Here is a 26079-nt window from a genome sequence, read left to right as displayed (position 1 = left end):
GCTGCGATTGCAGCAGCAACACAAGCGGTTCAAACTGCAGAAGCTAAGCATGATGAATTGGTAGAGGCAATTGCTGCTAAAAATGGTGTGATCAGTCCAGCAACGCAAGTTCAATTACAAGCGATCAAAGATCAATTAGATGCGTTGAAAGGTACAGCACAAGGCTTGGTTGATGCATTACCTGCATCAGCAGCTAAAGATAGCTTAGATGCTCGTTTAGATGCTCTAGATACAGTTGTACCAGCAGTGAACGATACAGATAGCAATGGTATTGCTGATGATGTTGATGCTGCGATTGCAGCAGCAACACAAGCGGTTCAAACTGCAGAAGCTAAGCATGATGAATTGGTAGAGGCAATTGCAGCTGAAAATGGTGTAATCAGCCCAACAACTCAAGCTGAATTACAAGCGATCAAAGAAGAATTGAATGCGTTGAAAGGTACAGCACAAGGCTTGGTTGATGCATTACCTGCATCAGCAGCTAAAGATGATCTAGATGCTCGTTTAGATGCTCTGGATACAGCAGTACCGGCAGTGAACGATTTAGATAACAATGGTATTGTCGATGATCTTCAAGAAATAGTACTTCCAGCGGATAACTCAGTTAATTTCATTCCTGAAGTGATTAACCCGACTACTAAATTACCTTCAGCAGAACAACAACTTGAAGATAAAACTGCATTTGCGGTAGCAAGTGTTGGCTTGGGTGCAGTGCTCGAAGCTAATGTTTTAACAGAAGTTCTTCAAAATTCATTAACAGTAGATGTTGCTGATGGGACAGTTCGCAACTTAACATTGAAATCACAATCAGGTGGTGTTTCGATCGTCTCGATGTACGATCTTAAAATTTATCAATTTGATGAAGAAACTGGTCAATACAAAGAGTACATGACTGAGAAACAATGGTTGAAAGCTTATTTACTGGCTGGTGTTTCTGAAGAATTGAACGTGAGCCTTCCTGAAGGTAAATATATTGTATTCTTAACACCTTCTGTTGGGGTAACAGTATTAAGTGGTTATACATTGAAGGTATTGAATGACATTATTCTGGATTATAATGAAGTTGTGTCAGTCGATGGCGAAGCAACTGGTAATGTAATCACAGATGCAGATGCTGTTGATGGTCAGGATGTACTGCCAACTGGCACGATTGTAGAGTCAGTTATGGCTGGTTCTAATGCAGCAATTACGTTGAATAGTAATTCTGAAACTGCGATCGAAGGTAAGTTTGGTACATTATTTATTAATCAAGACGGAAGCTATCGTTACGAGATTAATGAAGACTTCAAAGGTCCATTCGGGCAAGTAGATGAGTTTACCTATTACGTTAAAACAGAACTAGGTAATACAGCTTCTGCAAAGCTTAATATATCGATTGATAACAAAGTTATTGAGGTAAAACAATCAGAAATTAACGATACTGTTATCATCAATCCACTTCCTGAGATTAAAGATATCACTGGTGAAGTGCCTAAATTAACAAATGTCAAAGTTCTAGATGTAAGTTTGTTAGATCCAGTTATTAAAGCTGGTGCAGTTGATTTATCTTCGTTCATGAATTTCACAGTGAATGAAAATAATGTTCGTGAAATGACTTTCCAAGGCGATGGCGGCGGTGTAAGTTTAACTTCATACTCTTTATTTATTTATAAATTCAACGCTGATACCAATGAATATGTCCAAGTTCACAGCATAAATAACTGGTACACAGTAATTTTAGGTGGTAAATCTGATGAAGTTACACTTAAATTTACAGAGGGTGACTATTATGCAGTGACTGTTCCAACAGGACTTAATGTACTTGGTGGATCTGGTCTATATGTAAATAAAGACACACTTTATGATTATTCGACTGTTAAAACAGACAATGATTTTGTCGGTCAAACCTCAGGTCAGATTGAATTATCTAATGGTTCAGAAATCATTATTGCTGGTAATACTCAGCTTGTTGAAGAATCAGAACTTCAAGGTGTCTATGGTAAATTAATTCTCAATAAGGATGGAACTTACCAATACTTCGTAAATAAACCTAGTGAAGGCACAAGCTTACCATATGGTGAAATCGAGACATTTACTTATGTTATTAAAGATCAGAATGGAAATAGTTCACTCGAAACGTTAACAATTAAAATTGATTTAGCTGTTGCTCGAGATGATTTTGAAGAATCTGAAATTGTAATGCAAAATAAATCAGAAACTATTGTGAATGATACAATTTTAGATATTGGTCTTGCTCAACGTACTATCGATGCTAAATTTGCAATAGCTGAAAACTCAGTCAGTACAGTTGCAATTTCTTTTGAAAGTACTTTATCTTTAACTTCATCACGTAGTATTAGTTACACAGTGAAAAATGCAGCTGGTACTGTAGTTAAGACCGGTGAATTAAATGCTGTTACTGGAAAAGTATTACAGTTAAATGATCTTCCGGCTGGTGTATATACTGTACAAGCTAATCTTGTTAATCCTGGACTTGCTTATTTCGAGGACTCTACAATCACGTTTAATACAACGTACTTGAATGAATTTACTCCAGTTGCTTTAGATCCAGTTATTGGAAACGTTTCCAATAATGATGAAGGTTTAAATTCTATTAGTTCTTATACTATTAATGGATTAACGACGTCGACTTATAGTGGTAATCCTAGTGTAACTGTCGAAGGTAAATTTGGTACTCTTGTTTTCAATAATGATGGTAGCTATACGTATACACCATCAGGAAAAGGATTTGGTAAAGAAGAATTTAGCTATACTGTTTCGACAGTTGGTGGAACGACTTCAACAGCTACTTTAAGTTTTGATGTAAACAAATCATTTACAAGTTCGAAATTTAATGACGCATTCACTGGAAGCGATATCGCGGATAAATTAATCTTCAACTTACTTGATGAAGCCGATGCAACGGGTGGAAATGGTTTTGATACGTGGTCAGATTTTGAAGCAGGTGTCGATGTAATTGATGTATCTCAACTATTTGTTGATGCTAATACTTCAACTACATTCTCAACAGATTCGATTGATCAAGTTGCAGATATCTTAAGTAAATATATCACTGTTAAAGATTCTGTAATTTCAATCGATCGCGATGGTGAAGGTACACAATTTGAAGCTACTCAATTGTTGAATATTGGTCCTCAAAATGCAGATCTGACTTTGGAGCAGTTACTTCAAAACGGTCAAATCATTTATTAATTCTTTAAAAACGCATACTTCGGTATGCGTTTTACAAAAAAAGGCGAAACATTGTTTCGCCTTTTTTATGCCAATTTAATCTTTTAATTTAGGAAGAAAACCATCATCAGTTAAAACTTCAGCGATTTTTTTAAAGTCATATGTTGTTTGAATATCCACAATTTTATTTGCAACATTTACATTTACGCTAGCATTAGGATCAAGTGACAGTACAGATGCAGTGACACCTTTAACACAACCCGAACAACTAATATTTTCAATAAATAATTTCATAATAACCTCTTGCGTTAGTTAACATTTATCACTGTCACGATTGAATATGTTCAATTTTATTCAAAATACTGCAGTTTGAACTCGAATCATTAGAGCACATCTGACTCGCAGCCTTTAATTTTAAAATCATTGATTGCATCGAATGAATTTGTTCTGTCAAAAAGTGGATATGTTGATCTGTAATTTTTTTCACATCAGCACTTTTTCTGTCAGGATTTTTCCAAAGCTCAACTAAACTTTTGATTTGATCGATCGAAAAACCAAGATCTTTAGCATGTTTAATAAAACTTAAAGTCGAAAGGTCTTGCTCTGTGTAAACACGATAACCGCTAGCGCTTCTGATCGGAACAGAAATGAGATCGATTTTTTCGTAATATCGAATCATTTTAGCAGTTAAGCCTGAACGTCGTGCTAATTCGCCAATATTCATGATCTTTCCTTTGTTTTAAGCTGCTAATTTAATTTCAAAGTTTTGAGTCTTAAGGCATTCGCTAATACAAATACCGAAGAAAGTGCCATTGCGATCGCAGCCAAAACAGGTGAGAGCAGGATACCAGTCAAGGGATAAAGGACGCCTGCAGCAATCGGAATCAAACAAATATTGTATAAAAAAGCCCAGAACAGATTTTGATGAATATTTCTAATGGTCATTTCGCTTAATTTGATGGCTTTAGATAAGTTATTCAAATTTGATGACATTAAAATAAGGTCAGCCGTTTCAATGGCGACATCTGTACCTGAACCTATCGCAATACCGACTTGAGCTTGCGCAAGTGCTGGAGCATCATTAATCCCATCACCAACAAAAGCAACATTTCCATATCGCGTTTGAAGGGTCTCAACGATGTTTAACTTTTCATGTGGTTTGACCTGTGCATAAACTGCATTGATATTAAGTTGATTCGCCACATATTGCGCTGCATTTTGATGATCGCCAGTAATCAAAGCAATGTGCTTGTCGTTCTTTTTAAGTTGAGTCATAACCTCGTAGGTTTCAGGTCTTAATTGATCCGTGATTAAAATAATTGATGCAAGCTCACCATCGATGGAGACCGCGATTGGTGTTTGAGCTTCATCTAGTAATCTTTGATGGTGAGAGAGTGTATGAGAAATCTTAGCATTTTCTCGAGTAATGAACTCTACAGATCCAATTTTAATATCCTGACCATTCAATTGTGCTTGAATACCGAATCCTGAAATACTCTTAAATTCTGATATTTCGATCATCTTTACATGATGATCGGATGCATATTGAACAATCGCTTTAGCAATTGGGTGCTCGGAATGATATTCAACAGATGCAACAGTTTGTAGAACCTGTTGATGTGTAAATGGTGCGAAAATCTCGATATGACTAATCGCAGGTTGACCTATTGTTAGGGTTCCAGTTTTATCAAATGCAAATGTTGAAATTTCTCGAAGTTTTTGAAGTGAAGTCGCATTTTTAAATAAAATTCCGTGTTCAGCAGCACGTCCCGTCGCAACCATAATCGACATTGGGGTTGCAAGACCCATCGCACAAGGGCATGCAATAATCAAAACAGAAACGGCGTTAATCAAAGCATAGCTGAGATTAGGTTCAGGTCCAATCACCAGCCACGCGATGAAAGTAATCATCGAAATCAAGAGGATAACTGGAACAAACCATAAGGTGACTTTATCGACTAAAGATTGTATGGGGAGCTTTTGTGTCTGAGCATTTTCAACCAACTGAATAATTGAAGATAAAATGCTACTTTCAGCAGTATGCTTAGTTTCAATGACAAGAAATCCATTTTGATTGAGGGTTCCACCAACGACTTCTGAACCCATCAATTTGTGGATTGGAAAAGATTCTCCACTGATCATTGATTCATCTACAAAGCCTTCACCTGAAATAACCACGCCATCTACAGGAATTTTTTCACCAGGCCGCACTTCAACCTGCATACCGATTGTAATTTTATCAATCGAGATATCTTCAGTCTGGAGGTCAGATACTCTAACCCGCGCTGTTTTAGGTTGTAAGCCAATCAGATGTTGTATCGCTGCGGAAGTTCGACCTTTAGCTCGTGCTTCTAGATATTTGCCTAACAAAATGAATGTAATAATGAGTGTTGCAGGTTCGTAATAGACATGCACTGACTGTTGTGGCAATAAACTTGGAAAGAACGTAGCAACAATAGAATATAAATAGGCAGCTCCTGATCCTAAACTCACCAAAGAATTCATGTCAGGATGTAAATTTATCAGTGACTTGATACCTTGTGTGAAAAAATGCCGTCCAGGTACAAAAATAACTAAAGTCGCAAGGATAAATTGGAATAACCAACTCTGATTTTGACTGATGTAAGTACCCATAAAATGATGAAATGAAGGCAAGAGGTGCGACCCCATTTCAATGATAAATATAGGTAAACTGAGTACGAGTGCGATAATAAAATGCTTGAGAATTTTTTTTGATTGAAGTTCGCGATCTGGAAGTGCTGTGATTGCTTTTTGTTCAAGTACAGCTTCAAACCCTGATCTTTCAATTCGCTCAATAACTTGATAAACAGGAACTTGATAAAGTAGATCAATGCTTGCTGTCTCAGTCGCCAAACTTACTTGTGCTGCCAATACACCTGGTACTTTTAGTAAAGAACTTTCAACTCGGCTCACACATGCAGCACAAGTCATGCCTAAAATTTTTAATTTTATTGTTGCCCATTTTTTAGTGTTAAAACCTGTTTTATTTACGGCTTGAATGATTTGTTGATCTTGTACATCTGTTGTTAACTCAATTTGAGCTATTTCAGTCGCGAGGTTCACACTGGCATCTTGAATACCATCGACTTTTTTCAATGAGTTTTCAACTCGGCTTACACAAGCAGCACAGGTCATTCCTTCAATGTTGATTTGAATAGATTTAGTTGAAGTAGAAGACATACTTAACTCCATATGCTGATTGAAATAAGGTCATGGTCATTCTAAACCTTCCCATTGTGGTAAGGTCAATAAGATTTGTTTCCTGTTTTATTATTACTGAATGGAATTCAAAATAGGCGTACGTTCTTTCCTCACTTAAATTAAAAACAATATTCCAAAAATCCATTTAAATTGAATAAATTTTCTTAAATAAAAAATCATCAAAACAAATCAGAATAAAAAATAACCATCAAAAAGAATTATCGATATGATCTAAAGCATTCAATTCAATTGATTAACAATCTTCAAAATTTCAGATATTTATAAAAAATGGGTAATGATATGAATGATAAATTAACTTTTGGTTTATTCGCGATTTTATTGAGTACCGTGGCATTAAGTTCTAATGCGCACAGCGCAGATTATAAATGGAAGATAAGAGGTGCGATTAGCAATATTGATCCCACATCTTCTCCAGGTAGTATTTTTAATCGAACATCACCAGTTACAATAGATGATGCTTGGGGAGTCACTGGTACGATCTCTTATTTTTATACACCAAATATCGCATTTGATGTGTTAGTCGGTTTGCCACCTGAACATAAAATTAATGTTGCTGGTAATGAAGTCGCAAAAACAAAACATTTACCTCCAATTTTCAGTGTGCAATATCACTTCTTGCCCAATGAAAAGTTACAACCTTATGTGGGTCTTGGCTTAAATTACACCTATTTTTTTAATGACCGATTATATAGTGGTGATAAGTTTGATCTCTCAGATTCTTTTGGCTTAGCAGGTCAAATAGGCGTAGATTACCAATTGAACCCTCAATGGAGTGTTGGTGCTGATATCCGATATGCGGATATCAAAACTGATGTAAAAGTAAATGGAGAAAAGGTAGGAAGTGTGGACGTAGATCCAACGGTGTATAGTTTAAATATCGGATATAGATTCTAAATATTAGGGTTTAAAAAAAGGAGTCAATGCCAAGACTCCTTTTTTATAAATATCAACAACAACCTTCAATTAGCCATTGATGATCCCAGTAACACCAGTCACGATCATATCGATGGCAATCGTACCGATAAGCAATGCAGCAACACGACCCACGATATCTACATATAAGTCGATATAATTAGAATATTTATGTTGTAAATTATCATGCAAATATTTCATTAATATCAAAAGACTACAAGTTAAGAATAAGGTCATAAAGATGACTGTAATCGTCTGCCATAAACTTAATTGAATGCCTGTAATCACAGATGCAGAAATCGTTCCTGGACCGATCATAAATGGCATGGCGATTGTACCAGCCAAATGATTTGGTGCTCCACGCATGACTCCAATCGTATCAGCACCTTCAAATACATAACGATAACCAATCACCAAGAAAATGATCCCACCAAAAATTTGGAAAGATTCAAATCGTGCATGAAGTACATCATTAAAAAAGGCTTCACCTGTTTTAGCAAAAATGACAAAAACCACAAAGCTAATCAAACTACCTTGGATCAGCGCCATATTAAAAACTTTTGCATCTGAATTTCGAATAATCCCAAGCATATAAATGCTCATTAAAAAGGGATTGAGCAACGAAAAAAATAGAGCAAAGGCGTTTAGACTTTCTGACATAGTCATTTTCCTTGTTTAGATGAGCTACTACTAACTAAATGTCACGATCAGGAAATTGTGGACGTTTACCTGGACTGATTCGGTTAATATGAAGGTACATCATATGACGTTCATATTTGTCCAAAATATCGTTAATCACTTGTTCTTTGTTGTAACCGACCAAATCATTACCTTGCGAACCTTCAAACAAGTAACTTTCTAAACGATAGTAATAACGCTTTGTTCGTTTAGCACGGGTACTAAAGTTAGGGGTGTCATAACGAACGGGCCAAATCTCATATACGAAATTTTCTTCTTCATTCAAGTGGATAATGAGGTCCAAATGATAAAGTTCAGCATTATCTTCAAGACGCTTAGTATTCACATCGACTTTGACACCTTTGGATAAAAGTTCCTGTGCCACGGCATCCATTGCAGGTTTACACACATCATCTAACATTTTTAATGTTTGTTCATGGCTGGGATGCAGCATTACGCGACTGAGTCGCTTTTTCCAATTGAGAATATCCACATTGCCCACGACTGGCGCGGCATTCAAGCTAGTACTGGCTTGTCTGAAATCTTCCAATCTCAAGGATTTGTATAAACCCGCCATCACAAAGAATATGACAAAGCTAAAAGGCAGACCCATGATGATGGTTGTGTTCTGTAAGGCAGTAATACCATTTGCCATCAGCATCGCCAAGGTGAGTAAACCAATGGCTATAGCCCAAAATACGCTGAGCCATCTTGGAGAGTCATGCTCGATATTGGTGAATTTTGTTGTGAAATTACCCAAAACAAGAGCGCCTGAGTCTGCAGAAGTAACGTAAAATAATAATCCTGTAATTGTTGCTATACCGGCTAAGAACGTAAAACCAGGATATTGTGCAAGTAGGTCATAGAAACCATGCGCTGGATTTTCTAAAACGGTTGTTGCAAGTTGTGCATTGCCATCAAACATTACATTGTGGAGCGCACTATTTCCAAATATGGATAGCCAAGTCAATGTAAATAGTAGAGGAATAATCAACGTACCAAATACAAATTCACGAATGGTACGACCACGAGAAATACGTGCTAAAAACAGACCGACAAATGGCGACCATGCAATCCACCAAGCCCAAAAGAAAAGCGTCCAACTGTTCATCCATTCTTTAGGTTGCTCGAAGGGAAAACTCATCAAACTCAATTTCGGAAATTGACTGAGGTAATCGCCTAAATTTTGGATTAAGCCCGCGAGTAAGAATTCTGTATTACCAATCAAAAGAATAAAGAGGAGTAACCCAATCGAGACATAGATATTGATTTCAGAAAGTACGCGAATCCCTTTATTCACACCTGCCGTTACTGAGATGACAGTAATAACCACTGCGATCCCGATCAGACCAGCTTGAATCCACAAATTTTCAGGTAGATCGAAGAGAACATGAAGACCATAATTGAGTTGTACGACACCAATACCACAGGTAGTCGCGATACCAAAAATCGTACCTAAGACGGCAGCTGTATCTACAGTGTGACCTATAGGACCGTTAATTTTTTTTCCAAAAATAGGGTAGAGAGCTGAACGGATCGTAAGGGGAAGGTTATAACGATAACTGAAGTAACCTAAGGCTACACCAACCAATGCATACATACTCCAACCAGTTAAACCATAATGAAACAAGGTCCATACCATGGACTGACGTGCTGCTTCAAAGGTTTGTCCTTCACCCACAGGTGGGTTCATGTAATGCGATAAAGGTTCAGCCACGGAAAAGAACATGAGATCAATACCAATACCCGCAGAAAAGAGCATTGCAGACCAACTCAGTAAACTAAATTCAGGCTTAGAGTGTTTAGGTCCTAATTTAATTTCGCCATATCGAGAGCATGCGATAAATACAATAAAGACAAAATAGAGTGTCGCAGCCAACAGGTAATACCAACTAAAGGTTCTGCTTACCCAATTGAGGGTTTGTGTAATGACGTTATTTGCAGCTTCATTAAACAAAATTGTGGTGATCGAAAACAAAAGTATCAATGATGCTGATACATAGAACACGACCTTATTCAAACTATCCTGCGTTTGATCATTTTTGTTATGCATAAATCAGTGACCATTCAATGAGTAATAAAATGATCTACAGCGCAGTTCGATTTATATCCTGATAGAAGCTTGCTTGATCCACAATTACAAACTTTTGCAAATACAAAACAAACTGAGCTGTACATCATGGAAGTAATAGCACTATAATTTTTATTGATTGAACGTTCAATTAAAAAAACGTTTACTAATGTTACAGCGTTCTTATTGATAAACGCTAATTATAATCTCCTGTAAGTTTAGGTCATCTTATGCCAAAAGTTGGTATGCAACCCATTCGTCGTCAACAATTGATTGATGCCACTCTCTCCACTGTAAATGAGCTCGGTTTTGCTGATGCATCCATTCAACAGATCGCGCAAAGAGCAGGTGTCTCCACGGGTATTATTAGTCATTATTTTGGTGGCAAGAATGGATTGATTGAGGCAACCATGCGCTATTTACTACAGCAACTTGGAGAAAGTGTAAGGGATCTAAAATCAGAGGTTGGACATTCTCCAGAAGATCGTTTAATGGCGATTGTTAAAGCCAATTTTGCAACTCCTCAGACCAATCAAGCCGCGATGAAAGTATGGCTCGCGTTTTGGGCTATTAGTTTGCATCAACCCGATCTACACCGATTACAGCAAGTGAATCACTGTCGTCTACATTCAAATTTAAAACATGAGTTTTTAAAACGTTTAACCCCCCTAAAAGCTGAGCAAGCAGCTCAAGGGTTGGCTGCATTAATTGATGGGTTCTGGTTAAGGGGCGCGTTAACAAGAAGTGAGATTGATACTGATCTTTCTATCCGTCTTTGCCATGCCTTTATCCAGCAGCAACTTACACAATAATTTTTAATATTTACTATATCTGAGGCTAATCGTATGAATAAATTCCCATTACAACGTCCTTATATTCATGGACAATTCGTCGATGCTCAATCAGGTCAAACTTTTGATTCGATTAATCCAGCCACGGGGCAAGTTCTCGCGACCATTCAAGCATGTTCTCAACAGGATGTGGATCAAGCCATTCTATCTGCCAAACAAGGACAGAAAGTTTGGGCTGAAATGACTTATATGCAGCGTTCAAGAATTTTAAATAAAGCTGTAGCTATTTTACGTGAAAGAAATGATGAACTTGCCACCATTGAGTCCTTAGATAGTGGTAAAGCATATAGTGAAACATCGACTGTAGATATTGTGACAGGGGCTGATGTACTCGAATACTACGCTGGAATTTTACCTGTACTCGAGGGTCAACAGATTCCTTTAAGAACAGATTCATTTGTCTATACACGCCGTGAACCTTTGGGAATTGTAGCTGGTATAGGAGCATGGAATTATCCAATTCAAATTGCCTTATGGAAGTCAGCACCTGCTTTGGCGGCGGGGAATGCAATGATTTTCAAAGCCAGCGAGATTACCCCATTAACAGCCTTTAAATTGGCAGAAATTTATACCGAAGCTGGAGTGCCAGATGGGGTATTCAATGTTGTAACAGGGGGCGGTGATATTGGTGCCTATTTAAGCCAGCATGTAGATATTGCGAAAATTTCATTTACTGGTGGTGTGAGCACTGGAAAAAAAGTGATGGCTCAAGCTGCAGAATCGAGTCTTAAAGAAGTCACGATGGAGTTGGGGGGGAAGTCACCATTAATTATTTGTGAAGATGCTGATTTAGACTTAGCTGCAGATATTGCAATGATGGCAAATTTCTATAGCTCTGGACAGGTATGTACGAATGGGACACGAGTATTTATTCCAGAATCATTACAGTCAAAATTTGAAGAAAAGCTCTTAGAACGTATTCCTTATATCCGCTTAGGTGATCCACTTGATCCGAAAACAAATTTTGGACCAGTATCTAGCTTTGCGCATATGAATAAAATTTTGGCATTCATCGATTCTGCTAAAAGCGAGGGAGCACGTTTAGTGTGTGGTGGTTCTAGAGCAACAGATGATCATTTAAAACATGGTGCTTTTGTACTGCCTACAGTCTTCAGTGATTGTCGAGATGAGATGACCATTGTTCAAGAAGAAATCTTCGGTCCTGTGATGAGTATTTTGACATATACATCAGAAGAAGAAGTGATTCGTCGCGCTAATAATACTTCTTATGGATTGGCTGCTGGCGTGGTTACCCCTGATATTGTCAAAGCACATCGAATCATTCATCAGATTGAAGCAGGTATATGTTGGATCAATACGTGGGGGGAATCGCCAGCTGAAATGCCAGTCGGTGGCTATAAGCATTCTGGTGTAGGAAGAGAGAATGGTTTGACGACTTTACAACACTACACGCAAATCAAATCCGTACAAGTGGAATTAAGTCCATTTCAATCTGTATTTAAAGCCTAAGGAGAACACTATGACATATGATTACATTATCATAGGTGCAGGTTCTGCTGGGAATGTACTTGCAGCGAGACTCACCGAAGATCCAGATATTAAAGTTCTGCTCCTTGAAGCGGGTGGCCCTGACTACCGTTTAGATTTTAGAACTCAAATGCCTGCTGCTTTGGCTTATCCTTTACAAGGTCGACGTTATAATTGGGCATATTTGACCGATCCAGAACCACATATGAATAACCGCCGTATGGAATGTGGACGTGGTAAAGGTTTAGGTGGTTCATCATTAATTAACGGTATGTGTTATATCCGTGGGAATGCCATGGATTTAGAACAATGGTCTCAAATGAAAGGACTCAGTCATTGGCGCTATGCTGAATGTTTACCTTACTATAAAAAAGCAGAGTCTAGAGATATTGGTGCAAATGAATATCACGGTGATCAAGGCCCAGTAAGTGTTGCTACGCCAAAGTCAGACAATAATGAGTTATTTCATGCAATGGTTGAAGCGGGTGTGCAAGCTGGATATCCACGTACGGATGATTTAAATGGATACCAACAAGAAGGCTTTGGTCCAATGGATCGTACGGTGACACCTCAAGGCAGACGTTCCAGTACCGCTCGTGGCTATTTAGATATGGCTAAAGGTCGTCAGAATTTAACGATTATTACGCATGCCACAACCAATCGAATCTTATTTGAAAAAAAACAAGCTATCGGTGTTGAATACATTCTTGGTCAAGATGCAACTAATTTACACAAGGTCTATGCTGAGCGAGAAGTATTGCTGTGCGCAGGTGCTATTGCATCACCTCAAATTTTACAGCGTTCAGGGGTAGGAGCTAAGTCATTATTAGAGTCACTGGATGTAAAGGTTGTACAAGATTTACCGGGAGTGGGTGAAAATTTGCAAGATCATTTAGAAATGTATCTTCAATACCAATGTAAGAAGCCCGTCAGTCTTTACCCTGCATTAAAATGGTATAACCAACCTAAAATTGGCGCTGAATGGCTGTTTTTGGGTAAAGGAATTGGTGCAAGCAATCATTTTGAAGCAGGTGGATTCATTCGCTCTAGTGATGAGTTTGAGTGGCCAAATCTCCAGTATCACTTTTTACCTATTGCAATTAACTACAATGGTACCAATGCAATCAATGAACATGGTTTTCAAGCACATGTTGGATCTATGCGATCGCCGTCAAGAGGAAGAATTCGCTTAACCTCGAAAAATCCTTTTGATCATCCGAGCATTTTATTTAACTACATGAGCACTGAGCAAGATTGGCGCGAATTCCGTGATGCAGTGAGAATTACACGAGAAATTATGCATCAGCCTGCATTAGATCAGTATCGAGGTAGAGAAATTAGTCCAGGTTCAGCATTAAAAACAGATCAGCAAATTGATGAATTTGTAAAAAATCATGCAGAAACAGCGTATCATCCTTCGTGTAGCTGTAAAATGGGCGAAGATGATTTAGCTGTTGTGGATGGTTACGGTCGTGTCCATGAAATAGATGGGTTGCGGGTGGTCGATGCTTCTATCATGCCGCTGATTATTACTGGTAACCTCAATGCAACGACGATCATGATGGCCGAGAAGATTGCAGATCACATTCGTAATCGACCTGCTTTAACCCCTTCAGATGCACCATTTTATCGTGCAGAAACTTCACCCTCATTTTCTTAATTATAAATTTTATGATGATTAAAACGACTCAAGCAGTGCTGTTGAGCACTGCTAGCTTTATTATTTTACCCAGTTATGCAAATTCTACGAGTCAAGAAACAAATTCACCAATTCAATTTGATGGATATGTCACATTAACCTCCAAATACATTTCACGTGGTTTAACAAATGCACCAGAAAATGATGACCTCGCAATTCAAACAGGTCTAAACCTCAGTTATAACAACTTCTATGTCGGGTATTGGGGTTCTACACTTGGCTACTCTTATGCTGAACTTCATGGTGATAAGCGCCGTAAAACTGATAAATTAGAGCACGACTTTATTGTCGGCTACAGTTTTGATACTGGTAGGACAAATTGGAATATTTGGAATGCCACTTATTTCTATCCGAACGCGTCAAATACAACTTCCAATGAAATGGGGGTAACTGCCACACACCAATTCAATGATAAAAACTCTTTATCAACCAGTTTATCTGCATATACATATGATGTCGTGTATGCAAACCAAGGGGATACTTATCTAAACGTAATATATACCCACCAACTCAATGATAAATTATCTGCTACAGCAAGTGCTGCAGCGAGCTATTTTAATGATAATGGGAAATATGAAGGTCTAGAGCTCGGTGATACAAAACGAGAATTTGCTTATCGCTTCTCATCTATCGGGCTAGATTATGCCTTGACACCAGAACTCGGATTGAGTGGACAATATATTTTTGGTGGTAAGAACCGCTATAACGAAAAACAGAAAAATTTAGGTGTAGTGTCTTTCACCTATAGTTTCTAATTTAAGAAAATCCACAAATGCTTAGGCTTAAATTCTGAACACCAAAATAGCCTAAGGAAAATTGTAATTTTTAAATTAAACTCATCAATAAATAAAATCTCGACACATAAGATATTATTGAAGAAACTTATCAACTTAGTATTTATTTAATGAGTAATAGAAGTGAGGATTGACCAAAAATAGGTCATGAATGTGACGAGGAGAGTAAAATTTTACGCAATTTTTTTATTCAAGAATCTATTCAGAAATAGTTATTGTTAAAAAAGTTCAATAAGATTTTTTGAGGTTACATAGATGACTATGCTCAAGTACTAACTGATTTCAGCCAAATTCATAAATCAACTAGATACCCATATAATTTATAACTCATGAAGGGCAATGAATTAAAAAAATTAATCTATGAATATTCATATTAAACATGAGGTTAGAATTTGATTCTCTCCAATATTAAAAAAGGGCTTTTGATTGCAATCTTCAGAGATAAACAACTAAACGTCTAATCTCATTTATTAAGTTTTAATATTTTGAAGAATTTTTTATCATCCTTAACGGCGCTATCGGAAAAATAGCTGAGATTTATGCAGTATACTTTTAATTGATTTTATTTTTATTACGCCAATCAATACTACAACTGCAGCTTACACACTTGTTACTATCAAATTAATGAACCCATTTCGCTTTTTGTACCAGTAAATTGTATTAAAATTAGAAATAGTCACTAAAAAATTCAAAATTTCAGGATGGAACTTCAGAGCTTTATTACTCAAAGCTCTGAAGTTAATAAGTTAACGTGTAATTTTCCACGTTTGATATGAATTATTGCTTTGACATCCAATCATTTGTAAGCGTGCCATACTATTTGCACCATCTGCGGCATCAAGGCATAGACCTGTTTTTAAGTTGATATATTGGCTTGTATGGCGGCTATACAGCCATCGTTGACTACTATCATTATTGCACGGCGCAACTTTAACAAAATTATCTTTAACATCGCCCATCAAACACGCATCCCGATGAGTTAAATATAAGCGATGGGTGTGATCCGTACTCAGACGTTGATTGCCGTTGTTGGGATCGCATGAATACAATCCCATTTGTTGACCACCATTCAAGCTATCTGCACAAAAACCTCGTGCACCATTTTTCAAAATGAAAGGTTTTTGCTGGGTGTAATTGGCATTATTCACAGTAGAAATGCAAGTAGAATCATCCGTGCAATGCGCTGATGCCACTTGTACACAATTTCCATAAGTTTTAGTCGTTTGTGATTTAGACTTAATTGAAGAGTTTGCTATTGCAGAATAGGTGGCAGAAACAGATGTATGAACATCATTACAACTGTTATAGCCATAAATACCGTTGGGTTGTTGGTGCTGTCTGAAATTTTCGGTAAATGTAGCTAAACTATCAAAACCACCCCAGGTCTGAGGCACATTGATTTTTGCAATTTCAAGTTGTTTACCAGCACTCATGTCTTTAACAAAAGCTGAGACTGTACTGTCATTATTTTTCACAATCTTAAAATTATATTTCGTGCCTTCTTTCCATTCATAAGGTAAGTCACATTGAACGCCATCACCTTCATGATCAAATTGTCTGCAATACGCAGGGTATCCTGATTTCCAAGATGTCGTTTTCCAGATTGAGAAATTTAAATACTTCTCATCATTGCTTCGTTGCTGTAATCCAACATAACCGATATTTCCATTTTTTAATGAAAATTGATTGGCCCAAAATGTATTACCATCATTTCCTGGCTCATTGGTAATGATGATTTGATTTTCGAGTGTTGCAAAGCCATTTGCAGGAATATTGTTCCAATGGTAGTCAGTCGAAACCATTCCGCCTGCAACCACGGCATACGCATTTGAAACTACAAGTAACACAGAAGTACTTAAAGTGGTACGAATAATGAGATCGTTCAAATTCATTGTTATATGCTCATATGATTATAAAAATTAAGTTATAGATTCTTTAGTTTTACTTATGATTCTATAGTGATGAATACAACTTAGAAACACTATAAATAAATTTTATTTAAGTTTAACTAAATAATAAACATATTGAAATGTTATAACATAACAATTATGATTTAGGTTATTTCAAAAATCAAGATCATTCATTGATTGCAATAAGCGATCAAATGATGTGGTTGAACATGAAAACGAGTAACTCACCATGAATATTGATTCTTCACAACCGTATAAATTACCTGTCACTGTGCTATCTGGATTTCTTGGTGCAGGAAAAACCACACTTTTAAATCATATTTTAAATAATAGAGAAGGAAAACGTGTCGCAGTAATTGTGAACGATATGTCAGAAGTCAATATTGATGCGGCTTTAGTCAGAGAAGGTGGGGCGGAATTATCACGAACGGAAGAAAAACTCGTTGAAATGAGTAATGGATGTATTTGCTGTACTTTGAGAGAAGATTTATTAGTAGAAGTAAGACGATTAGCGGAAGAGAAAAAATTTGATCAACTCGTCATTGAATCTACCGGAATATCAGAGCCTCTACCTGTAGCCGAAACATTTACGTTTGAAGATGAAGACGGCGTATCTCTAAATGAGTACGCTCGTTTAGATACCATGGTGACCGTAGTCGATGCATTCAATTTTTTACGTGATTATCGTTCATATGATCTTCTTCATGATCGTGGCGAATCACTTGGAGAATTTGACCAACGTACTGTTGTGGATTTACTGATAGATCAAATCGAATTTTGTGATGTTATTATTCTAAACAAAACTGATTTAATCGATGAGCATCAGAAGTCCCAGCTTTATGCGATTCTCAAAAAGCTTAACCCTAGAGCAAAAATTGAGTCATCCACATTTGGTCAGGTTGAACTCGATAAAATACTCAACACAGAGCTTTTTAATTTTGATGAAGCCTCACAAGCACCTGGTTGGTTAAAAGAATTAAGAGGAGAGCATAAGCCTGAAACTGAAGAATATGGAATCGAAAGTTTCGTATACAGAGCAAGAAGACCCTTTCACCCACAACGTTTTTACAATTTTATTCATTCAGAATGGAAAGGTGTTATACGCTCAAAAGGATTTTTTTGGCTTGCTGCGGAACCAACAATGGCTATGGCTTGGTCACAAGCTGGAGGTATGGCTCGGCATGGTCAAGCAGGATATTGGTGGGCTTCGGTACCACAAGAGGAATGGCCACAAGATACGCAATCTATTCAGGAAATTGAATCGAGTTGGCATCCAGAAACGGGTGATGCCAGACAGGAAATTGTTTTAATTGGACAAGAGATGGATAAAGAGCAATTAATCCAAAATTTTGATCAATGTTTACTTACTGATTCGGAGATGAGTTTAGGACCAATCGTTTGGTGTAATTTCTTTAATCCATTTGAAGCTGAAAAAGAATTACTCGCCTAAATTGAGCAAGGAATTCCTTAACAAATTAAGAGTAATCTGAGTTCTCCTGCATTTTCTTTTGGAGCACGGTGAACACAAGGAAGTGCTTTCTGATCAGGATGATCTACAGCCAAACGCCAGAGATGACCAATTCCTAAATTTAAAGGTGTTGCACCATTTTTAGGTTGATAGTGAAGATCCATATAGGTCTCTTCAAGAAAATCGTCAAACTCATGGTCTTCGCCATCAAACAATGATTTAATTTTTTGACGGATTTCTGGGATTAGAATTTTTTGTTCAACCTGTTCATTGGAAATAATATCGCTAGCCACCCCGTAATAGGTACACAAATATGTATCCGTTGCTAATGGCGATCGATCTACATGAAAAGAATATACATCAGTGCTGATAAAATCCAATTCTTCATCACGCTGATATTGCTTAATTAAGTTTAAAGACGGCGATGCGCCCAATTCGGTGAGCAACGTTACATCATTAATAATAATGTCTCTCGCTTTGCTTGCAGAGTCTGAAAGTTTGAGTTGCTCTAATTGAGCGATGGTAATTTCAGTAATATCTTCTATGAGTGTAAGTTTTCTAACGATTTCTTCGAAATTGAAGTCTAAATGCCTATACCAACATAAAGCATTGATAGGGTCTTCAAAAACTTCATTCGCTAATGCTTGGAAAGTATTCACCAATTTGGCTTGAGGATATGAGTGAATGAGTTCGAGCATATGATCTAAAACTTTTTAAAAACATATTATAGCTTTTAGCTCTAGACTTGATAAGACTGGATTTAGATGATTGATCGTTGTCCTATGTAGTAGGAGAGTGGGGCTTCCACCCATAACTACACACTGTCAACAATAACGATAGATACGCATTAAGGCTATTCTACAATTGGGTGTAAAAAGCTAAACATAGCTTAAGTTTTTTGTTGGCTACAATTTCTGTTTAGCTTTTTGACGGAGAACAAACAAATATAAGCTTTCAACTTTTTCACGTGCCCATGGTGTAGTTCGTAGAAATCGTAAAGATGATTTAACACTCGGGTCGATGCAAAAACAACGAATTTCAATTTTACGACTTAATCCTTCAAAGCCTCCGTAGTAATCCAATAACTCATCTAAAATGTCAGCAAGTTTTTTGCCATGTAAAGGGTCATTGGATGTGTTCATAATTGATCAACTGAATTGTGTAAGATGGGTATTATAACCTGAGCCAGTCAAAAATTAAGAACGTTGCTTTCTATACTCAATGAACCATCGATAATGACAGATTGTGTTTTGGTTTTAAATTTTTTTTCTAATGTGAATTCTAATCATTCGTTGTTTTATGCCATGTAACAAGACAATATCTAGTATTGGTGCGCTGTTAAAGATATCCTATTTAACATAAATTGAAGTTGTGTGACTTCAGAATGACGAAAAATTAAGGTAAAAATGGATTTAGAATATTCTTATCGAGAACTATTTAGTTTATGTGATAAAGCTAAGCTTGGTAGTGTAAAAAAAAGTATCTTTACACTTTATGAAAATGATTTAGCAAAACAATGGAATCCTGACTTAAACTCAGAATGGGTTTGCCGACATTATCTTGCATCAAAAATGATATTGAATGCTACAGTAATTTTGAATGCGCTAAATTTTTCTGAAGAAAATGGCATGCGTTTAGCAACTCCATATTTTGAATATTATGCAGCTTTATCGCTAACAAGAGCAGTTGCTTACACACTACCAGATAAAAAGTGGAATAATGGGGAACTTATTACTATTTCTCATAAAGATGCTATCAACTCTGCGTTTGATTGGCTAAAACGATTTAACTCTCCTATGGCTGAGAGTTTAAAGTCTGTGACATTAAAATTAAAAGCTCAACGAGAACTTATTTCTTATAGAATTCCATCAACTGGTGATCAAAATATTTCTAGAGAGCATGACCTAGAACAATTATTAACTATTCTTGCTGAAGTTGCTCAATTCAATTCTGAATTACTTAAGAAAGCAATTACTATGAATGCTGATCCTAAGACATTTATTGTTAATGATGGAGATATTGCCAATTTAGTTTTAGTTTCGATCGATGATCATGAATTTCCTGATCAATATGATTACTATAGATTAAATTATTTAAAAAGAAAAATGCCTTATCCTACATCTTTACATTACACGATGACAGAAGGTATGACCGAAGACTTTATTGGGTCTTGGGATGGAGAAGAAGGTACATCTTTTTCTAATGGTGGGCCAGGCAACTGGCAGTCTATTTTTGATATCCCATAATAAAAATTTAAGATCATCACGGTACTGAGCTGTAGCTACATACAGTGTTGTGTAGGCTACTAGTCTCAGAGATCTTATTTAACATAATATACATTATGCGAAATTGTGGAGAATCAATCTCTGGTCAATCGACAAATCAATATTTCATGTGTATACATATGCTTAGTCAATTTTAAAGAAAATCGATTATGGATAATCAAAAAAGAATTCATGCTTTCACGGATGATATATTAGGTACAAGTGATGCGATTGAGCTCTCAAACAGAATTCAATCTAAAGACATCTCAATTGATGAAGTTTTAAGAGCTACGATTGAACGCGCAAAATTCGTAAATCCTCTGCTAAATGCAATTGAATTCGAAAACTTCGAACAAATACTTAAATCGCCTACTTTTAAACCAAATCAGATTTTTTCTGCAATCCCTACATGTATTAAGGATAATTTGGATCTTATTGGTTTTCCTACGCAACAAGGATCAACATCGTTCAAATCCAAGGAAAAGATCAAAAACTCTAAAATTACTCAACAAATGTTAGATACAGGCTTAATTGCTCTGGGTAAATCCAAAATGCCTGAATTTGGCTTAAATGCTTCAACAGAATTTAAGTCTGGGGATTACACACGCAATCCTTGGCATACTGATTATTCGTGTGGAGCTTCTTCAGGTGGAGCTGCGGCACTCGTTGCATCAGGCGTAGTACCAATTGCACATGCAAATGATGGTGGTGGTTCGATACGAATTCCTGCAGCAAATTGCGGTTTAGTCGGTTTAAAGCCGACACGTGGTCGTTGGCATCCAAATGAAGGTTCGCGGTATTTACCAATTGACCTTGTTTCAGATGGTGTTTTAACACGTTCTGTGCGTGATACCGCGTTTTTCTTTGCTGAAATGGAAAAACAATATAAGCCAAAAAAATTAACCGAAATTGGCTTAATCCAGCATCCATCCAGCAAACCTTTACGGATTGGTCTTGTTTATGATTCATTGCAAACCAATACTGATGCTGAGACGCGTCAAACTGTTGAGTCTACTGCTCAATTACTCAGGAATTTAGGTCATCATATTGAAGAATTTTCACTTCCTATTTCAGATTCGTTTGTAGATGATTTCAGCCACTATTGGGGTTTTTTATCATTTATGATTCAACAGTTTGGAAAACCGCTACTTGGCAAAGATTTTAACGTGAATGAGTTAGATCATCTAACAGTTGGGCTTGCAAACTTGTACAAGAAAAATTTCTATAAAACCCCTTTATTTTTATACCGTTTAAAGCAAATCCAGCGCATCTATCAACAAATCTTCCAACAATATGATGTCATCCTTTCGCCAGTTTTAGCGCATGTTTCGCCTCAAATTGGATATCTTTCACCTCAACTCGAATTTGATGTTTTATTTGAGCGTTTAAGGAATTATGTGGCATTCACACCTATTCAAAATATCGCTGGAGCGCCTGCGATATCATTACCAATGGGTATGACCAAATTAGATTCAAGACCGATAGGTATTCAGCTTTCTGCTGATTTGGGACAAGAACGTTTACTGATAGATCTCGCTTATCAGCTTGAACAGATACAACCTTTTAAAAAAATATACGATTAAATTCATACACTAAGGATCATTAATCAAATTCTTGATGATCCTTATCAACAATACTCAGTGCTTGCTTATCACTTTTTATGCATAATATATACATAAATGTGATTTAGAGATTTGTATGGATTTAACGAAGCATTCTGTGGAACGAATCATCCCAGCTTGGAAATGGTTAAAAAAATACAATACTCAAGATTTTAAATCTGATCTCCTTGCATCTGTGATCGTACTTGCAATGCTTGTACCACAAGGCATGGCATATGCCATGATTGCAGGCTTACCTCCAATTATGGGGTTATATGCCAGTATTATCCCTATGATTGCTTATGCATTGATTGGAGGGAGTACTACCCTTTCAATTGGTCCAGTTGCATTAATCTCCATGATGACTTTTGCCACGCTACAGCCATTATATGAAGTGGGTTCACCAGTCTATATCCAAGCTGCCTATTTGCTAGCAGTAATGGTTGGCATAATTTCATTTTTATTGGGACTGTTTAGATTTGGTTTTTTGATTCGTCTCATAAGCCATCCTGTGATTAAGAGTTTTATCATTGCTTCTGCCGTCTTAATTGCGTTAGGTCAAATAAAATTTATTCTTAATATTCCATTGCAATCCAGCAATTTAATCGAATTTTTTGCAAGTTTGGCTCAATACATTTCTTTATATGATTTGGCCAGCTTATCTTTGGGTTTAGCTTCAATTTTAGCGCTCATTTATTTACCTCAATTACTTAAAATTTCAGCATTTTCAAATCATCAAAAATTAATGCAATTTGTACAAAAAGCATTACCGTTATGCTTAGTGCTATTTTCAATCTTACTGGTTCAATCCTTTAATTTAACTGCCTATGGAATTAAGACAGTAGGTGAAATTCCAAGTGGATTACCCCCTATTCAAATGCCGTACTGGACATGGGACATGGTGAAAATACTGCTTCCTGGTGCAGCAATGATCGCTATGGTGAGTTTCGTTGAATCTATTTCGATCGCGCAAGCTACGGCTTTTCAATCACGTAGCAATTTGAACAGTAATCAAGAGCTTGTTGCACTCGGTGTTGCAAATTTTGGCGCTGGAATCAGTGGCGCATTTCCTGTCACTGGTAGCTTATCACGTACAGTGGTCAATGCTGATGCTGGTGCTAAAACACCTATGGCTGGCGTTTTATCCTCCCTACTTATTATTGTGGTCAGTCTATATTTTACAAGCCTATTTGAATATTTACCTTTAGGAGTATTGGCTGCAACAATCATTGTGTCGATATGGAAACTTGTTGAAATTAAACCTTTTATAACGGCTTGGAAATATTCTAAAGCAGATGGTTTAGCAATGGCACTCACATTTTTAGGAGTGCTGTGTGTAGATATTACGACAGGCTTAATGGTGGGTATTATTTCAACATTCGTGTTGCTGTTATGGAGAATTAGCCGTCCACATATTGCAGTGATTGGTCTCGTTGAAGGCACGCAGCATTTTAGAAATATTTCAAGGCACCAAGTCATTACCAGTAAAAGGCTCGTTTCGGTGAGAATTGATGAAAATTTGAGTTTTCTCAATGCAAACACCCTGAAGGAATTTATTATTTCAGAGGTTAGCCAACATGATGAGCTTCAACATGTTGTCATTAACTGTTCCAGTATTAGTAATATTGACTATTCAGCTTTAGAGACTCTTGAAGAAATGAATTCTGAGTTATCTAAACTCAATATTCAACTACACTTAAGCGAAGTTAAAGGTCCTGTTATGGATCGCTTAAATTCAACCAATTGGATACAACATCTGACAGGTAAAATATACCTCACTCATTTCCAAGCAGTATATGAATTAGACCCGCATTTCAGCGAAAATAAATCATCTTTTGCATAAGAATTTGATATTCTTAAGTAAGAATTATCAAAAAAAATCCAGTGATTTGATTCACTTAATTTTTATTATGAATAAGTTTTATATTTAAAATCATTTTTAAGTATAGAATACCCCACTTATTTATCCGATTTTAAGCCAGACTCGGCATTATTAGGTTCAGTTATGTTCACTGCTCTAGCACGTTTGAGTTTAGTCACCAAAATCATTATCGCCATTATTCTTGGCGTTTTGGTGGCTATATTTTTTCCTCAAGTTGCACCACAATTAAGCTTGCTGGGTGATTTATTTATTAAAGCCCTTAAATCTGTTGCACCAATTCTTGTTTTTGTTTTGGTCCTTTCTTCGATTGCAAACTTTAAAGTTGGTGATAGCAGCAGTGCGAAAATCAAACCCATTATGATGATGTATGCCGTAGGTATGTTTTTATCTGCGTTAACTGCTGTCATTGTGAGTAATTTATTTCCAAGCACTCTTTTCTTAGATGTCGCTGCGCAAGCTGATTTACAACCACCTGGCAGCTTGACTGAAATTCTTAAAAATTTATTACTCAGTTTTGTTGCGAATCCTATCGTCGCATTAAGTGAAGCAAACTTTATTGGGATTTTGGGTTGGGCTGTTGCATTGGGTATAGCATTTCGTCATGCCACAGACACCACAAAACAGTGTCTGACGGATGCTGCGAATGCCGTGAATCACGTGATTCGTCTTGTCATCAGTTTTGCACCTTTCGGTATTTTTGGACTTGTTGCAGTGACTTTTGCAGATGCAGGTCTTCAAACCTTAGCAAGTTATGCACAATTATTGTCTGTTCTATTAGGGACTATGTTCTTTGTTGCACTTGTAATTAACCCAATTATGGTGGCATTTGTTACGCGTTCAAATCCTTATCCATTGGTTATTCAATGTCTACGTGAAAGTGGGATCACCGCATTTTTCACCCGTAGTTCAGCAGCAAATATTCCGGTGAACTTGGATCTTGCCAAGCGTTTGGGCGTGAATGAATCGACAGCGAGTGTAGCAATCCCGTTGGGTGCTGCAATTAATATGGCGGGCGCATCAGTAACGATTACCGTATTAACATTAGCAGCGGTGAATACACTTGGTATTTCTGTTGACTTTACCACGATGCTTGTTCTTTCTGTTGTTGCTACAGTTTCTGCTTGCGGGGCTTCTGGTGTAGCAGGTGGTTCACTGTTATTGATTCCTGTCGCTTGTGGGCTATTCAATATTTCACCTGATGTGGCTATGCAAGTCGTAGCAATAGGTATGGTGATCAGTGTTCTACAAGATTCAACTGAAACAGCCCTCAACTCATCTACAGATGTATTGTTTACTGCTGCGGTTGATCGCGCTCCTTCAAAATAATATATTCATGGCATAAACTTTTAGAATGAAAGATATGCCATTTCAATTCCTTCCAAACTGGGTACAATTTGGGGCTTTCATGCTTGCAGTAAATGCAGGCATGATCAACGTTTTGGGTCTCATTTCTTTATTACATCAGTCAGTTTCACACATGACAGGCAATGCAAGTTTGCTTGCCATCGGTCTTATTGACCATGATTTTAAAGCTGTAATTTTTCTTATTCTTATTATCCTGAGTTATGTTTTAGGCTCTAGTTTTAGCGGTCTGATATTGGGGAATAGTCAATTTAAACTCGGACGCAGATATGGTCTACCATTGAGTTTAGTGACTTTTTTTATTCTGCTCTGTTGGGTATTTATTCCCTATTATCCTCGTTATGCACTGCTATGGGCATGTTGTGCGATGGGTGTACAAAATGCCATGGTAAGTCATTATAAAGGTGCGATTATTCGCACGACTCACCTTTCTGGTGTCTTAACCGATCTTGGTTTAGCATTTGGATATTTTGTAAGAGGTCTTACAACGGAATCCAGAAAAGTTATTTTGCATTTAGTGATTTTATTTGGTTTTATTATTGGCGGTACTGTTGCGGCATTCAGCTATCCTTATTTACAATTAGAAGCATTTCTAATTCCTGCAGGTTTAAGTTTTTTACTGACCCTGATCTATTGGATTTTATATTTCCGTCATTGTTATTTTCAAAAATCGTAGTTGGTATTA

General features: G+C 36.9%; 20 protein-coding genes. 12 read left to right on the top strand and 8 right to left on the bottom strand.

The window, feature by feature from the left end:
- The coding region (locus tag AC1M9P_RS13380) for a BapA/Bap/LapF family large adhesin (protein WP_481587937.1) at positions 1-3192 on the top strand (3192 nt) is incomplete at its 5' end.
- Positions 3193-3267: 75 nt separating this feature from the next.
- On the opposite strand, the gene AC1M9P_RS13375 is transcribed toward AC1M9P_RS13380, so the two are convergent.
- Genes AC1M9P_RS13375 through AC1M9P_RS13365 form a run of 3 tightly spaced genes read right to left on the bottom strand, consistent with a single transcriptional unit; the run spans position 3268 to position 6372 of the window.
- Entirely contained in the window at positions 3268-3465 is a 198-nt protein-coding gene (locus AC1M9P_RS13375) for a heavy-metal-associated domain-containing protein (RefSeq protein ID WP_481587936.1), read from the bottom strand.
- A 34-nt stretch (positions 3466-3499) separates the two neighbouring features.
- Positions 3500-3895 carry a Cu(I)-responsive transcriptional regulator gene (cueR, locus tag AC1M9P_RS13370; protein WP_481587935.1) on the bottom strand — a complete coding sequence of 132 codons (396 nt, stop codon included), beginning with the start codon at positions 3893-3895 and terminating at the stop codon, positions 3500-3502.
- A gap of 23 nt (positions 3896-3918) precedes the next feature.
- A complete protein-coding gene (locus tag AC1M9P_RS13365) occupies positions 3919-6372 on the bottom strand; it encodes a heavy metal translocating P-type ATPase (protein WP_481587934.1) in 2454 nt (817 codons plus the stop codon).
- Positions 6373-6693: 321 nt separating this feature from the next.
- On the opposite strand from AC1M9P_RS13365, the gene AC1M9P_RS13360 reads away from it, so the two are divergent.
- Positions 6694-7308: an OmpW/AlkL family protein gene (locus AC1M9P_RS13360; protein WP_481587933.1), complete on the top strand. Its 615-nt coding sequence runs from the start codon at positions 6694-6696 to the stop codon at positions 7306-7308.
- A 69-nt stretch (positions 7309-7377) separates the two neighbouring features.
- On the opposite strand, the gene AC1M9P_RS13355 is transcribed toward AC1M9P_RS13360, so the two are convergent.
- On the bottom strand, positions 7378-7986 hold the full coding sequence (locus AC1M9P_RS13355; protein WP_035268656.1) for a MarC family protein: 609 nt from the start codon (positions 7984-7986) through the stop codon (positions 7378-7380).
- Between the two features lie 34 nt (positions 7987-8020).
- Positions 8021-10057: a choline transporter gene (locus tag AC1M9P_RS13350; protein WP_481587932.1), complete on the bottom strand. Its 2037-nt coding sequence runs from the start codon at positions 10055-10057 to the stop codon at positions 8021-8023.
- A 248-nt stretch (positions 10058-10305) separates the two neighbouring features.
- On the opposite strand from AC1M9P_RS13350, the gene betI reads away from it, so the two are divergent.
- Genes betI through AC1M9P_RS13330 form a run of 4 tightly spaced genes read left to right on the top strand, consistent with a single transcriptional unit; the run spans position 10306 to position 14868 of the window.
- A complete protein-coding gene (betI, locus tag AC1M9P_RS13345) occupies positions 10306-10887 on the top strand; it encodes a transcriptional regulator BetI (RefSeq protein ID WP_481587931.1) in 582 nt (193 codons plus the stop codon).
- A 33-nt stretch (positions 10888-10920) separates the two neighbouring features.
- Complete coding sequence (gene betB / locus AC1M9P_RS13340; protein ID WP_481587930.1) at positions 10921-12396, top strand: betaine-aldehyde dehydrogenase; 1476 nt, start codon at positions 10921-10923, stop codon at positions 12394-12396.
- Positions 12397-12406: 10 nt separating this feature from the next.
- On the top strand, positions 12407-14074 hold the full coding sequence (betA, locus tag AC1M9P_RS13335; protein ID WP_481587929.1) for a choline dehydrogenase: 1668 nt from the start codon (positions 12407-12409) through the stop codon (positions 14072-14074).
- Positions 14075-14088: 14 nt separating this feature from the next.
- Positions 14089-14868, top strand: coding sequence for a TorF family putative porin (locus AC1M9P_RS13330; protein ID WP_481587938.1), 780 nt, complete (start codon positions 14089-14091; stop codon positions 14866-14868).
- A gap of 785 nt (positions 14869-15653) precedes the next feature.
- On the opposite strand, the gene AC1M9P_RS13325 is transcribed toward AC1M9P_RS13330, so the two are convergent.
- Positions 15654-16799, bottom strand: a complete 1146-nt coding sequence (locus AC1M9P_RS13325) for an RICIN domain-containing protein (protein WP_481587928.1) — start codon at positions 16797-16799, stop codon at positions 15654-15656.
- Between the two features lie 247 nt (positions 16800-17046).
- Between AC1M9P_RS13325 and zigA the strand changes: the two genes are divergently transcribed.
- Positions 17047-18267, top strand: coding sequence for a zinc metallochaperone GTPase ZigA (zigA, locus tag AC1M9P_RS13320; RefSeq protein ID WP_481587927.1), 1221 nt, complete (start codon positions 17047-17049; stop codon positions 18265-18267).
- A 17-nt stretch (positions 18268-18284) separates the two neighbouring features.
- Here the strand turns inward: zigA and AC1M9P_RS13315 are convergent, their stop codons facing one another.
- Together AC1M9P_RS13315 and AC1M9P_RS13310 are read right to left on the bottom strand one after the other, a co-directional pair.
- Complete coding sequence (locus AC1M9P_RS13315; protein WP_481587926.1) at positions 18285-18983, bottom strand: DUF1826 domain-containing protein; 699 nt, start codon at positions 18981-18983, stop codon at positions 18285-18287.
- Positions 18984-19190: 207 nt separating this feature from the next.
- Entirely contained in the window at positions 19191-19427 is a 237-nt protein-coding gene (locus tag AC1M9P_RS13310; protein WP_481587925.1) for a VF530 family protein, read from the bottom strand.
- A 264-nt stretch (positions 19428-19691) separates the two neighbouring features.
- On the opposite strand from AC1M9P_RS13310, the gene AC1M9P_RS13305 reads away from it, so the two are divergent.
- From AC1M9P_RS13305 to AC1M9P_RS13285, 5 genes are all read left to right on the top strand, one after another.
- Positions 19692-20531, top strand: a complete 840-nt coding sequence (locus tag AC1M9P_RS13305; RefSeq protein ID WP_481587924.1) for a hypothetical protein — start codon at positions 19692-19694, stop codon at positions 20529-20531.
- Between the two features lie 188 nt (positions 20532-20719).
- Positions 20720-22132: an amidase gene (locus AC1M9P_RS13300; protein WP_481587923.1), complete on the top strand. Its 1413-nt coding sequence runs from the start codon at positions 20720-20722 to the stop codon at positions 22130-22132.
- Between the two features lie 115 nt (positions 22133-22247).
- Positions 22248-23993 (top strand): SulP family inorganic anion transporter, encoded by a 1746-nt coding sequence (locus AC1M9P_RS13295; RefSeq protein WP_481587922.1) that lies wholly within the window; start codon positions 22248-22250, stop codon positions 23991-23993.
- A gap of 162 nt (positions 23994-24155) precedes the next feature.
- Positions 24156-25358 (top strand): serine/threonine transporter SstT, encoded by a 1203-nt coding sequence (gene sstT, locus AC1M9P_RS13290; RefSeq protein WP_481587921.1) that lies wholly within the window; start codon positions 24156-24158, stop codon positions 25356-25358.
- A gap of 34 nt (positions 25359-25392) precedes the next feature.
- A complete protein-coding gene (locus AC1M9P_RS13285; RefSeq protein ID WP_481587920.1) occupies positions 25393-26070 on the top strand; it encodes a YoaK family protein in 678 nt (225 codons plus the stop codon).
- Positions 26071-26079 lie beyond the last annotated feature (9 nt).

This window comes from Acinetobacter sp. 25-47-122 (assembly GCF_056779695.1).
The sequence above is the reverse complement of the archived record's forward strand: the minus strand, read 5'-3'. Positions and strand labels throughout refer to the sequence as shown.

Bases quoted from the DNA above. Each gene is read 5' to 3' on its own strand.
- AC1M9P_RS13315 (WP_481587926.1), bottom strand. From the start codon at position 18,983: ATGCTCGAACTCATTCACTCATATCCTCAAGCCAAATTGGTGAATACT.
- AC1M9P_RS13350 (WP_481587932.1), bottom strand. From the start codon at position 10,057: ATGCATAACAAAAATGATCAAACGCAGGATAGTTTGAATAAGGTCGTG.
- betI (WP_481587931.1), top strand. From the start codon at position 10,306: ATGCCAAAAGTTGGTATGCAACCCATTCGTCGTCAACAATTGATTGAT.
- AC1M9P_RS13295 (WP_481587922.1), top strand. From the start codon at position 22,248: ATGGATTTAACGAAGCATTCTGTGGAACGAATCATCCCAGCTTGGAAA.
- betB (WP_481587930.1), top strand. From the start codon at position 10,921: ATGAATAAATTCCCATTACAACGTCCTTATATTCATGGACAATTCGTC.
- sstT (WP_481587921.1), top strand. From the start codon at position 24,156: ATGTTCACTGCTCTAGCACGTTTGAGTTTAGTCACCAAAATCATTATC.
- zigA (WP_481587927.1), top strand. From the start codon at position 17,047: ATGAATATTGATTCTTCACAACCGTATAAATTACCTGTCACTGTGCTA.
- AC1M9P_RS13285 (WP_481587920.1), top strand. From the start codon at position 25,393: ATGCCATTTCAATTCCTTCCAAACTGGGTACAATTTGGGGCTTTCATG.
- AC1M9P_RS13310 (WP_481587925.1), bottom strand. From the start codon at position 19,427: ATGAACACATCCAATGACCCTTTACATGGCAAAAAACTTGCTGACATT.
- AC1M9P_RS13365 (WP_481587934.1), bottom strand. From the start codon at position 6,372: ATGTCTTCTACTTCAACTAAATCTATTCAAATCAACATTGAAGGAATG.
- AC1M9P_RS13355 (WP_035268656.1), bottom strand. From the start codon at position 7,986: ATGTCAGAAAGTCTAAACGCCTTTGCTCTATTTTTTTCGTTGCTCAAT.
- AC1M9P_RS13360 (WP_481587933.1), top strand. From the start codon at position 6,694: ATGAATGATAAATTAACTTTTGGTTTATTCGCGATTTTATTGAGTACC.
- AC1M9P_RS13300 (WP_481587923.1), top strand. From the start codon at position 20,720: ATGGATAATCAAAAAAGAATTCATGCTTTCACGGATGATATATTAGGT.
- cueR (WP_481587935.1), bottom strand. From the start codon at position 3,895: ATGAATATTGGCGAATTAGCACGACGTTCAGGCTTAACTGCTAAAATG.
- AC1M9P_RS13330 (WP_481587938.1), top strand. From the start codon at position 14,089: ATGATTAAAACGACTCAAGCAGTGCTGTTGAGCACTGCTAGCTTTATT.
- AC1M9P_RS13305 (WP_481587924.1), top strand. From the start codon at position 19,692: ATGGATTTAGAATATTCTTATCGAGAACTATTTAGTTTATGTGATAAA.
- betA (WP_481587929.1), top strand. From the start codon at position 12,407: ATGACATATGATTACATTATCATAGGTGCAGGTTCTGCTGGGAATGTA.
- AC1M9P_RS13375 (WP_481587936.1), bottom strand. From the start codon at position 3,465: ATGAAATTATTTATTGAAAATATTAGTTGTTCGGGTTGTGTTAAAGGT.
- AC1M9P_RS13325 (WP_481587928.1), bottom strand. From the start codon at position 16,799: ATGAATTTGAACGATCTCATTATTCGTACCACTTTAAGTACTTCTGTG.